At 41.5% G+C, this 12,662-nt stretch carries 9 protein-coding genes; 3 read left to right on the plus strand and 6 right to left on the minus strand.

The features are described from left to right. Positions 1 to 18 precede the first annotated feature (18 nt). The gene (locus tag GZH31_RS07615) at positions 19 to 2,424 is read right to left on the minus strand and encodes a TonB-dependent receptor (protein ID WP_180311535.1); all 2,406 of its coding nucleotides are present in this window, start codon (positions 2,422 to 2,424) and stop codon (positions 19 to 21) included. A 154-nt stretch (positions 2,425 to 2,578) separates the two neighbouring features. On the opposite strand from GZH31_RS07615, the gene GZH31_RS07620 reads away from it, so the two are divergent. Further along, on the plus strand, positions 2,579 to 3,106 hold the full coding sequence (locus GZH31_RS07620; protein WP_065979888.1) for a YaeQ family protein: 528 nt from the start codon (positions 2,579 to 2,581) through the stop codon (positions 3,104 to 3,106). Here the strand turns inward: GZH31_RS07620 and yfaE are convergent. From yfaE to ubiG, 5 genes are all read right to left on the minus strand, one after another. Continuing rightward, positions 3,103 to 3,375, minus strand: coding sequence for a class I ribonucleotide reductase maintenance protein YfaE (gene yfaE, locus GZH31_RS07625; protein ID WP_036968605.1), 273 nt, complete (start codon positions 3,373 to 3,375; stop codon positions 3,103 to 3,105). The two genes, GZH31_RS07620 and yfaE, sit on opposite strands and share 4 nt — an antisense overlap. Next, positions 3,375 to 4,505 carry a class Ia ribonucleoside-diphosphate reductase subunit beta gene (nrdB, locus tag GZH31_RS07630; protein ID WP_036968602.1) on the minus strand — a complete coding sequence of 377 codons (1,131 nt, stop codon included), beginning with the start codon at positions 4,503 to 4,505 and terminating at the stop codon, positions 3,375 to 3,377. The genes yfaE and nrdB overlap by 1 nt, the downstream gene beginning before the upstream one ends. A 69-nt stretch (positions 4,506 to 4,574) precedes the next feature. After that, positions 4,575 to 6,860 carry a class 1a ribonucleoside-diphosphate reductase subunit alpha gene (nrdA, locus tag GZH31_RS07635; protein ID WP_036968599.1) on the minus strand — a complete coding sequence of 762 codons (2,286 nt, stop codon included), beginning with the start codon at positions 6,858 to 6,860 and terminating at the stop codon, positions 4,575 to 4,577. 389 nt (positions 6,861 to 7,249) lie between these two features. After that, entirely contained in the window at positions 7,250 to 7,921 is a 672-nt protein-coding gene (locus GZH31_RS07640) for an HAD family hydrolase (RefSeq protein ID WP_036968596.1), read from the minus strand. Beyond that, on the minus strand, positions 7,921 to 8,631 hold the full coding sequence (gene ubiG, locus GZH31_RS07645) for a bifunctional 2-polyprenyl-6-hydroxyphenol methylase/3-demethylubiquinol 3-O-methyltransferase UbiG (protein ID WP_036968593.1): 711 nt from the start codon (positions 8,629 to 8,631) through the stop codon (positions 7,921 to 7,923). Before ubiG ends, GZH31_RS07640 begins: the two co-directional genes overlap by 1 nt. Positions 8,632 to 8,807: 176 nt before the next feature. Between ubiG and gyrA the strand changes: the two genes are divergently transcribed. Continuing rightward, a complete protein-coding gene (gyrA, locus tag GZH31_RS07650; RefSeq protein WP_036968590.1) occupies positions 8,808 to 11,504 on the plus strand; it encodes a DNA topoisomerase (ATP-hydrolyzing) subunit A in 2,697 nt (898 codons plus the stop codon). A gap of 69 nt (positions 11,505 to 11,573) precedes the next feature. After that, positions 11,574 to 12,662, plus strand: coding sequence for a 3-phosphoserine/phosphohydroxythreonine transaminase (gene serC, locus GZH31_RS07655; RefSeq protein WP_036968587.1), 1,089 nt, complete (start codon positions 11,574 to 11,576; stop codon positions 12,660 to 12,662).

Consider the following 12,662-nt stretch of genomic DNA (forward strand, 5'->3'; position numbering starts at 1 on the left):
TTTTATATTCGTTACTTTTTAGAAGTAACCGCGGATACCTAGGCTGAAGTTTCTGCCCGGTAGTGGCGCTTTTTCTTTAATAAACGAGCTGTGAACAAAGCCAAGTTCGTCTGTTATGTTATCAACGTTGATATAAAGTTGTGTATCTACTGGGCCTAAGTCAAGTTGATAATTCGCTGACGCATCAAACAAAGTATACCCTTCAGTTTTTGCCTCGTAGGCTGTGATGTCTGACTGCTCAAAGTAATGTGTACCTGTTAGGCTAAACTGCCAATCAGAGACGGTATACTGTAACTCTGAACCCAATTTATTCGCTGGGATTCGTGGTAAGTAGTTATTGTCATCTTTTAATTTAGCTGTCGTCGAGTCACCAAATACTTTCACTAAGGTGCTAGGTGAAACTTGATAGTGCACATCAAATTCTAACCCATACAATTTGGCATCTTTACTGGTAAATTGGTAAACCGCCATGGCATCATCGTGTACTTCTTCTGCCATTTCTAAGCCATGTTCTTCATCAAAGAAATAGCCCGTATTTTGTTGGTAATAGAAGTTTTCAATGTCGTTATAGAAAAAGTTGATTGTATAACCAAAGTCACCAATGAAACGACGGAAACTTAAATCAAAGTTTGTTGCAGTCTCTTGTTTGATGTCTTCAGGTTCAAAGTGAATTTCACCTTCTTCAATATGATAACCTAAGCCTAATTCATAAGTACCTGTTGCAATGTGAACACCATTCGAGAGTAGTTCTGCACTTAATGGTGCACGTTCAGAGTGAGACACGCTAAGCGCAACGCTTTGGCCTTCTTGATATTGCCAAATAGCACCCGCAGATAAGCTTAAGTTAGTGAAATCGGCACTGTAGTTAATTGTTTCAGCTTCTTCCTCTTCATCATGCGCTTCTTCTGCATGATCATGATGATGTTCAGCCATTGTGACAGCAGAATCGATTTGGTAATCTTCGATGCGCGCACCTAGTTCAACAGTGACATCACCAAATTGTTTTTCCTCAAGTAAAAATAGCGCGTTTGATTTTGTTACACTGGCCGGTGTGAACGCTTCTTCGCCATCGGCATCATAGTCAGATTCTGTATAGTGGTAACCAGCCATACCGTGCCAAAGACCAAGTTTATGCTCGACTGTCGCACGTGCTTCAGTTGTTTTGTTACTGAACACCGTTCCAACTTCACCGTCTTCAATTTCAGCATGTTTATAATCTGTATAACCTACGCGCAACGAGATGTTTTCAATCCAATTATTATGAAGAGCGTAACTCATGTAGCCTTGCCAACGATCTTGCTCTAACTGAGCAAATACAGATTCTTCATGGGCTTCTTCGCCATGTCCAGCTTCTTCATGTTCAGCTTCTTCTTCATGATCGTGGCCATGATGTTCATGGGCAGGAATACCATAATCTGTTTCAATACGGCCATATGACACGCCTAACGTTAAATGTTCACCAACGTAGCTAGTTCCAAAGTTAACGGTTTGGCTGTCTATAAAGGTATTTTCTACGCTGTTAGCAGTCTCGTGCTCAGCGTGTTCTTCACCTTCGTGTTCTTCATGCTCTTCTGGAAGTTCAAACGTGGGAGTTTTGTAGTCGTCACCCGTGCGTTTTGTGCCATCAAAATGGAAGTTGAAACCGTTGTTACCTGTTTCTAACTTAGCTGCATAGGTATTCGTATTTGATACTGTGTCGTGTGTGTATTGAGCCGCACCTGTCAATGTCTCGATATTATCGGTAGGAATACGGTTATCAACAACGTTTACAACACCCCCAATTGCGCCTGAACCATAAAGTAGGGTAGCTGGGCCACGAAGCACTTCAATTTGCTCTGCTGCTAAACTGTCATTTGAAGTGGCATGATCGGGTCCGATACGAGATGCATCACTACTGTCTAAACCATTTTGTGTAATTTTAACACGCGGGCCATCTAAACCACGAATTATAGGGCTTGATGAAACGGGACCAAAATAACTGGCATTAACACCCGGTAAGCCTTTTAAAGTTTCACCTAGAGTCGGTTTCGCTTTATTTTTTAAATTGTCACCTGATAACACATTAACCGGTGAGATCATCTCTAAGCTGTTTTTGTGTAAGGCTGACGCATACACAACAACGGTTTCTACGGATGTAGGCGTCAAAGTAACAACAACAGATTGATCATCCCCATTAATATCAACACGCTTATCAATGAAATTATCTTTGCTTACATGAAGTTGACCTTTGCTGTCGACATCAATTTTAAATTCACCTTGCGCGTCAGTCATTACAGCCTGTGATTTACCATGTACATGGACTTGTGCATTAACAACGGGTTGTTGATTTTTATCTACTACTTGGCCTGTGATAACAGCAGCAATGCTTGATTGAGAAAACAGTGCAGCGGCAACAGCACTAGAAATAATTGAAAATTGCTTCATTGTTACTACTTTTTACGTTGGTTGTTGAATGTTGTGATATAATATAACACCACCATTTTTCAATGGCAATAACGTTATACTATAACTTATAAACTGTCGCGATTTAAATTTCATACACTATACTTAGATTATTTAATCGGTATGGCCCGTGGTTATGTCTGATAAAAATAGAGTATTTAAGGCGCAGTTCACCATCGCAGATTTACGTGAGCATTGTAATCATCAGGAAACCTTCACCACCGCCTGTGACAGAGGGGAAAGTTATCAGCATTTTGTGCTCAAATTGCTGAGCTATTGTTTGTTTTCGCATAATAAGCAGGCAACTATCAATGCTCGGCTAAAAAACAATCAACCCGATGTGTCAATAAAAGCGCTCGATGAGCATTATGAGACGTGGCTGTCTGTTGATCAGCCCGATATATCCATGTTAACTAAAATCGCTAAGCGAGTTGATGAACTGTGGGTTGTCACCACGCTTGAAAGTGACTGGTTAAATGAGTATCAACGTCAGCTTGCGTTGATCAGCAACAGTCACCTTATCGCTTTCGATAGCCAGTTTATTGAACAACTCGTTACTCATCTAAGTAAAAATTTGCAGTGGGATATTACTATTGATCAGCAAACGATTAGCGTGGCAGATAAACACCATTTTTACCAAACACGTGATCTTGTATGGCATTAAAGTTCAATAGTAATTTTACCGTTAGGTTTACTGCAACACAGTAATACTTCACCTGGACGCACAAAGGCAAGGGGCTCTTGATTATAACGTACGTCGCCTTCTACAAGCTGAGCACGACAAGCACCGCAATATCCTTCGCGGCATTGATAGGGTACATCTATTTTATGTTGTTCAAGGCATTCAAGGAGAGATGAACAGCCAGAGTCAAAATCTATACTCTGGCTGTCTGTTCCTGCAAGGATAACCTGTGCAGTGTGTTTAGTGCTCATTACAGATCGAAATCACCAAAGTCTGATGCATCAACTTGAGAATCGATTTGACCAACAAGGTAAGAACTTATCTCGGCTTCTTGCGGTGCAACTTGCACGTTATCAGAGACTAACCACGAATTGATCCATGGAATCGGGTTGCTCTTACTTTCAAACTGAGCAGGTAAGCCTACCGCAGTCATACGTGCATTTGTAATGTATTCAACGTATTGGCATAAAATATCTTTATTTAAGCCAATCATTGAGCCATCTTTAAACAGGTATTCAGCCCAGTCTTTTTCTTGCTCTGCGGCATCAACAAACATTTTAATTGCTTCATCTTTACATTGCGCTGCAACAATCGCCATTTCAGGATCGTCTTTACCGTCTTGCATAATGTTTAAGATGTGTTGTGTGCCTGATAAATGAAGAGCTTCATCACGCGCAATTAATTTAATGATTTTTGCATTGCCTTCCATTAGCTCGCGTTCAGCAAACGCGAATGAACATGCAAAGCTGACATAAAAACGAATTGCTTCCAGAATATTAACCGACATCATCGCAAGGTAAAGCAACTTTTTAAGGTCGAACAAGCTCACTTTAACTTCTTCACCATTAATCACATGTTTACCTTCACCGTAAAGGTTGTAAATCGAAATCATGTTGATTAATTCATCGTAATACTTAGTCACCGCATCGGCACGTTCACTGATTTTTTCGTTACTCACGATATCATCAAAAATAAGCTCAGGTGACTGCGTTACGTTACGAATAATGTGCGTGTAAGAACGGCTGTGAATTGTTTCACTAAATGCCCATGTTTCAATCCACGTTTCAAGTTCAGGAATTGACACAATTGGCAGTAAGGCAACGTTAGGCGAACGACCTTGCACACTATCAAGTAATGTTTGGTATTTTAAGTTACTTAAAAAAATGTGTTTTTCATGGTCAGGTAAAGCTTGAAAATCAAGACGGTCTTTACTTACGTCAACTTCTTCAGGACGCCAGAAGAAAGATAATTGCTTTTCAATTAGCTTCTCGAAGATAGGGTACTTTTGTTGGTCGTAACGTGACACGTTTACCGTCTGGCCGAAAAACATCGGTTCTAGTAATTGGTTATTATGGTTTCGGCTAAAAGTTGTATATGACATAGTGAATACTCAAAAAACAGTCAGGACAAAGCGGGCTAAGGAGCCCGCTTGTGTATGTTATTAATTTAATTAGATTTTACAAGCACCGCCTGCACAACCATCATCTTCCACCTCAGGTGTAAGCTCATCTTGAGCATCTGAAGCGCCATCACGGGTGTTATGATAATACAACGTTTTAACACCCAGTTTATATGCTGAAAGGAGGTCTTTTAAAAGCACCTTCATAGGTACTTTACCGCCTTCGTACTTAGATGGATCATAATTTGTATTCGCAGAGATCGTTTGGTCAACGAACTTCTGCATAATGCCCACTAATTGCAGATAACCATCGTTTGATGGGATATCCCAAAGTAGCTCATAATTGTCTTTTAGGCGCTCATACTCTGGTACTACTTGTTTCAAGATACCATCTTTACTTGCTTTAACACTGATGTGTCCACGCGGTGGCTCAATACCATTTGTTGCATTAGAGATTTGTGATGAAGTCTCTGATGGCATTAATGCCGACAATGTTGAGTTACGCATACCATGTTCTTTAATGTTTGCGCGCAGTGTATCCCAATCTAAGTGAAGAGGTTCATCACAGATTTGGTCAAGGTCGCGCTTGTACGTATCTGTTGGCATAATACCTTGCGAGTACGTTGTTTCATTAAATTTAGGGCAAGCACCACGTTCTTTAGCAAGCTCATTTGATGCTTTCATTAAATAATATTGAATTGCTTCAAATGTTTGGTGCGTTAATGCATTTGCACTACCGTCAGAATAACGTTTACCGTTTTTAGCAAGGTAGTATGCGTAGTTGATGACACCAATACCTAACGTGCGACGACCCATGGTTGCGTTTTTCGCTGCAGGGACAGGGTAGTCTTGGAAATCAAGTAAGTTATCAAGCGCACGTACTGCAAGTTCAGCAAGCTCTTCTAACTCATCAAGTGACTCAATTGCACCTAAGTTGAATGCAGAAAGTGTACACAGTGCGATTTCGCCTTCTTCGTCCATTACGTTACTAAGTGGCTTAGTCGGTAATGCAATTTCTAAACATAAGTTAGACTGACGGATCGGTGCTACCGTTGAGATAAACGGGCTATGAGTATTACAGTGGTCAACGTTTTGTAAGTAAATACGACCTGTACTAGCACGCTCTTGTGCGAACATTGAGAACAGCTCAATCGCTTTAATACGTTTTTTACGAATCGACTCATCTTGCTCGTATTTTACGTATAGCTCATCAAATTTAGCTTGGTCTTCGAAGAATGCATCGTAAAGACCCGGTACGTCTGATGGGCTGAATAAAGTAATGTAGTCGTCTTTAATTAAACGGCTGTACATTAATTTGTTGAACTGTACACCGTAATCTAGATGACGAACACGGTTGTCATCAACACCACGGTTATTTTTAAGGACTAATAAGTTTTCAACTTCTAAATGCCACAGCGGGTAGAATAGGGTTGCTGCACCACCACGGACACCGCCTTGAGAACAGCTCTTAACCGCCGTTTGGAAGTGTTTATAAAATGGAATACACCCAGTATGGTATGCTTCACCGTTACGGATTGGGCTACCTAAAGCACGAATACGGCCCGCATTAATACCAATACCTGCACGTTGTGATACGTATTTTACAATTGCAGATGATGTCGCATTAATTGAATCAAGGCTATCACCACACTCAATCAGTACACATGAACTAAATTGACGCGTAGGTGTACGCACACCAGCCATAATAGGAGTCGGCAATGAAATTTTGAATGTCGAAACCGCGTCATAAAAGCGCTTGATGTAATCAAGGCGTGTTTCTCGAGGGTAGTCAGAGAACAAGCTCGCTGCCACTAAGATATATAAAAACTGCGCGCTTTCGTAAATTTCACCCGTTACACGGTTTTGTACTAGGTATTTCCCTTCAAGCTGCTTTACAGCGGCATAGCTGAAGTTTAGATCACGGTTATGATCAATATACGCATCTAACTCGTCAATTTCTTGCTCAGTGTAATCAACGAGTAAGTGTTGATCATAACGTTTGTCTTCAACCAGTTTTGTAATGTGGTCGTATAAACGCGGCGGCTCAAATTGACCATACGCTTTCTTACGTAAATGGAATACAGCTAAACGAGCAGCAAGGTATTGATAATCAGGGGTATCTTTAGAGATCTGATCGGCTGCTGCTTTAATGATAGTTTCGTGAATGTCGTCAGTACGAATGCCATCGTAAAATTGAATATGTGATTTCAATTCAACTTGTGACACAGACACATTATTTAGACCTTCGGCGGCCCAAGCGATGACGCGATGGATCTTATCTAGATCAAGTGACTCTTTACGGCCGTCACGTTTGCTTACAGATAGCTGTTGGTTCATAGTTTTGCCTGTATTCCTTGGGAAATTATATTTTTAGTGACAAAGGTATTCTTAATTATAATTATTATTAGCACCAGCATGAGTCAATTGAATAACATTTAGCCACAATATCTGGTGTTCTTTAAAACGCAGATCACAAGATAGTGTGGTCTGCGATCATTTGCAAGGGATAGAAATGCCCCATTTTGTGGATAACTATTGGATAAACGAATTGTGTTAGTGAGCATTAACCTTTGATCATTCATTGATGATGAAATTTGTAAAAATCAACTCAAGATCTACAAAAATTATCGTTTTTAAAAATAATTTCTGACTGTTTTTTTTATCAACAAAGTTTGCTTAAAACTCAACCCAATCACAATATATGGTGTTTTAACTTAAAACTAACACTATATATGGATAAATCCATCAGTTGGAGTTTGCCAGTTAAAATCTGCGCCCCAGCTCAGTGCGGTATCCACACTTGGTATATAACCCCAAAGTGCAGTTGCACTGTACATATTGGCAGCTTTTGCTGCTTGTATGTCGCGTTCGGCATCACCTATGTATAAGCAACGCGTTGGATCAACATCGAGCATGTTTGCAGTATGAATAAGTGGCTCTGGCGATGGTTTAGCAACTGCTAAGGTATCACCACTCACGACAGCCATGGCATTAGCAAGGCTAGGGATAGCTTGCACCAATGGCTCGGTTAAAAAGCCGGGCTTATTGGTCATGATCCCCCATTTAATGCTGTTTTGCTCAAGTGAGGCGAGAAGTTGCTCAATGCCATTAAAGCACTTGCTATGAATCGCAATGTCTTCTGCATAATAGTCGAGCAGTTGCTGCCTTAATGCTAATTGTTCAACATCGGGCCATTTATCACCAAAGCCGACCTCTAATAATGCATTGGCCCCATTTGACGCTGCTGGGCGATAAATGCTTTTATCAACAGGCGCGATATTCGCATCTGCTAATACGCGATTTAATGCGCCGCCAAGGTCATCCGCAGTATCGAGTAATGTGCCATCTAAATCAAAAATAAAGGCATCAAAAGCGATATCAGGATTACAACCAGCCATTAGGCAAGTTTCTCAAAATGAAGAATGTAATTAACACTCACATCATCATTTAAACTGTATTGCTTAGAAAACGGATTATAGCTGAGGCCTGTGCTTGCTCTTACTTTTAAGCCTGCATCTTCTGCCCATGCAATTAATTGGGCGGGTTTTATAAACTTTTTGTGGTCGTGCGTGCCTTCGGGCACCATTTTTAATAACTTTTCAGCACCCACAATGGCGTATAAATACGCTTTAGGTGTTTTATTTAATGTCGAAAAGAATACATCGGCGCCAGGTTTTGCAAGCTCAGCGACCGCATGAATGATAGAAGCAGGGTCTGGCACGTGCTCTAACATTTCCATACAGGTGATTACATCAAAGCGAGCAGGGTGCTCTTTAGCAAACTCTTCAGCCGGTACTTTCATATAATCAACAGGGACACCGGTTTCTAAACTGTGTAACTTAGCAACGGTTAATGGCTCTTGACCCATATCGATGCCTGTTACTTTAGCTCCCATGCGTGCCATGCTTTCACTTAAAATGCCGCCACCACAGCCAACATCTAAGGTTTCTTTATCAAATAAGCCGCCAACTTTGTCGGCAACAAAATCCAAGCGAAGAGGATTTATTTCATGAAGAGGTTTGAACTCTCCGTCGCGGTCCCACCAACGTTCAGCGATGGCTTCAAACTTTGCAATTTCTGCATTATCTACATTTTGATGTTCGGTCATAAAAAACTTCCTCGTCAATCTGAGGCCATTATATAGGGGTAAATTAATAAATCGCAAAGATTTAGCGCCTGTAAATCTAAATTAATTGTGGTAGCATGGTCATGAAATAATAACTAAAGCTCTAAAGGCGGCGCTTTGCCTCTTTATGAGTCAATACTGAAGGAATGTGAAATCAAATGACTGATCTCGCCAATGAAATTCTGCCAGTCAATATTGAAGATGAATTAAAAAACTCCTACCTTGATTACGCAATGAGCGTAATTGTAGGACGTGCATTGCCAGACGTACGTGATGGTCTAAAACCTGTTCACCGTCGTGTTTTATTCGCAATGAACGAACTCAATAATGATTGGAATAAGCCTTACAAAAAATCAGCACGTGTTGTTGGTGATGTAATCGGTAAGTACCACCCACATGGCGACAGCGCGGTATATGACACCATCGTGCGTATGGCGCAGCCTTTCTCATTACGCTATATGCTTGTTGATGGCCAAGGTAACTTTGGTTCAGTTGACGGTGACTCTGCGGCAGCAATGCGTTATACGGAAGTCCGTATGGCAAAAATGTCACATGAGCTATTAGCCGACCTCGAAAAAGAAACGGTTGATTACGTACCTAACTATGATGGTACGGAGCAAATTCCTGACGTATTACCGACGAAAGTACCTAACTTATTAGTGAATGGTTCATCGGGTATTGCGGTTGGTATGGCGACGAACATTCCGCCACATAACTTAACTGAAGTTATTAATGGGTGTTTGGCACTGATCCAAAACCCAGATATGACAATTGCTGATCTGATTGAATATATCCCAGGTCCAGATTTCCCTACAGCCGCGATCATTAATGGTAAGAAAGGCATAGAGCAAGCTTACCTAACGGGTCGTGGTAAAGTGTACATCCGCGCACGCGCAGAAATTGAAGTAGACGAAAAAACGGGTCGTGAAACGATCATCGTCCACGAAATTCCGTACCAAGTTAACAAAGCACGCTTGATTGAAAAAATCGCTGAACTTGTTAAAGACAAAAAAATTGAAGGCATTAGCGCACTCCGTGATGAATCAGATAAAGACGGTATGCGTATCGTTATCGAGATTAAACGTGGTGATGTAGGCGAAGTTATTCTGAATAACCTTTATGCACAAACACAGTTACAAACCGTGTTTGGTATGAATATGGTTGCACTTGATAACAACCAGCCTAAGTGTTTCAACTTAAAAGAAATGCTTGAAGCATTTATCATTCACCGCCGCGAAGTAGTCACCCGTCGTACGGTATTTGATTTACGCAAAGCCCGTGACCGTGCCCATACGCTTGAAGGCTTAGCGATTGCCCTTGCGAATATCGACCCAATCATTGAGTTAATTCGTAAATCACCAACGCCTGCTGAAGCAAAAGCAGCCTTAACAGCAAGGTCTTGGGAACTAGGCACTGTTAAAGCCATGCTTGAAAAAGCCGGTGAAGAAAATGTAGCGCGTCCTGATTGGCTAGCACCAGAGCTAGGTATTCGTGATGGTGAGTACTATTTATCTGAGCAACAAGCACAAGCGATCCTTGACCTACGTTTACACAAACTAACGGGTCTTGAGCATGAGAAGATCTTAGACGAGTACCAAACACTACTCGATCTTATTGCTGAACTACTTTATATCCTTTCAACCCCAGATCGCCTTATGGAAGTTATTCGCGACGAACTAGTTGAAATTAAAGAACAATATGGCGACGAGCGCCGTACAGAAATCAGTGCAGCAGCTCACGATATCAGCCTTGAAGACTTAATTAATGAAGAAGACGTTGTCGTAACGCTTTCTCATGAAGGGTATGTGAAGTATCAGCCATTATCAGACTACGAAGCACAGCGCCGTGGTGGTAAAGGTAAATCAGCAACGAAGATGAAAGATGAAGATTTCATTGAACGTCTCCTTGTTGCAAATACACACGATACGATTCTGTGTTTCTCGACTGCTGGTCGTTTATACTGGCTGAAAGTATACCAATTACCACTTGCCAGCCGTGCAGCGCGTGGTAAGCCAATTGTGAACTTACTGCCACTTGAAGCTGACGAACGTATTACTGCAATTCTACCTGTACGTGAGTACGAAGAAGATAAATACATCTTCATGGCTACAGCATTTGGTACAGTTAAGAAAACACCATTAACAGCTTATAGCCGTCAACGCGCAAGCGGTATCATTGCGGTCAACCTAAATGAAGGCGATAGCCTAATTGGTGTTGATATCACTGATGGTACAAACGAAATCATGCTATTCACAGACGCAGGCAAGGTAGTACGCTTTAAAGAAGCGGAAGAATCGACTGTCGTTGATGAAAATGGCAATCCGGTACTTGATGAAGAGGGTAACCCTGAAATCCGCTTCAAAGGTGTACGCCCAATGGGTCGTACTGCAACCGGTGTGCGTGGTATTAAGATGGCAGACGACCAACGCGTTGTGTCGTTAATTGTGCCTAAGACAGACGGTGCAATCCTCACCGTGACTGAAAATGGTTATGGTAAGCGTACAGCACTTGCCGATTACCCATCGAAGAGCCGTGCAACACAAGGTGTTGTATCAATCAAAGTAAGCGAGCGTAATGGCGCAGTGGTTGGTGCAGTACAAGTTGATGAAAACGACGAAATCATGATTATCTCTAATCGTGGTACGCTTGTACGTACTCGTGTTAATGAGGTTTCTACGGTTGGTCGTAATACGCAGGGCGTTATTTTGATACGAACTATTGACGAAGAGCAAGTAGTTGGTTTACAACGTATCGAAGAAATCGAAGTTGATGAGCTTGAAGCCATCGAAGGCGAGGGCGTTGAAGTAGTCGATACACATACTGAAGAAACGGTTGATAACCCACCTTCAGAGTAAAATTGATTTAAAAAGCGGCTTCGGCCGCTTTTTTTATCCGCACTATAATTACTGGAATGAGGCAAAGTAATGACTAAATATAATTTTTGTGCAGGACCGGCAATGTTACCGCCGGCAGTAATGCAAAAAGCACAAAAAGAATTTATAGATTGGCAAGGTTTAGGCGTATCTGTGATGGAAATCAGCCATCGTAGTAGCGACTTTTTAGAGCTTACAGCAAAATGTGAAGCAAGCTTACGTCGTCTAATGAATATCAGTGACGAATTTGAAGTTTTATTTATGCATGGCGGTGGCCGAGGCCAATTTAGTGCTGTACCACTAAATTTGCATTTAGCAGATAAGCCCGCGGTGTATTGTGAAAACGGTGTGTGGTCAAAAGGCGCGACACAAGAAGCCGAAAAGTTCACCGCAGTGACAAGTATTAATGTTCGTAATGACGAGCAGCAAAATGGCCAGTTTTCAATTAAACCAGCGACAAGCTGGGAATTACCAGCTGATGCGTCATACATTCACTATTGCCCAAATGAAACGGTTGATGGTATTGAGATTTTTGACGTGCCTTCACACCCATCTGCGCCAATAGTCGCCGATATGTCATCAACAATTTTGTCACGCGAAATTGACGTAAACCAGTTCGATGTCATTTATGCAGGCGCACAAAAGAACATCGGCCCATCGGGTTTAGCAATTGTTATTATTCGTAAAACGTTGCTTGAGCGCGAAGGTCTCGAAAAACCAGGTATTCTTGATTACGCATTAGAAGCAAAGCAAGGCAGCATGTACAACACGCCACCGACATTTGCATGGTACTTAGCAGCAGAAGTGTTTGAATGGTTAGAAGCAAACGGTGGCGTAAAAGCCATGGAAGAGCAAAATATTGCCAAAGCAGAATTGCTGTATAACTTTATCGACAATTCAGATTTTTATAATAATAAAGTTGCTAAGCATTGCCGATCGCGTATGAACGTACCATTTTGGTTAAACGATGAATCGCTTAATGACCAGTTTATTAAAGAATCGAAAGAAGCGGGTTTACTGGCGCTTGAAGGCCACCGCATTGTAGGTGGTATGCGCGCAAGTATTTATAACGCAATGCCACTTGCTGGTGTACAAGCCTTGGTTGATTTTATGGATAAATTCGCCAAGGAGAATAGCTAA

This window comes from Pseudoalteromonas sp. JSTW (assembly GCF_013423925.1).
Lineage (GTDB): Bacteria > Pseudomonadota > Gammaproteobacteria > Enterobacterales > Alteromonadaceae > Pseudoalteromonas > Pseudoalteromonas lipolytica.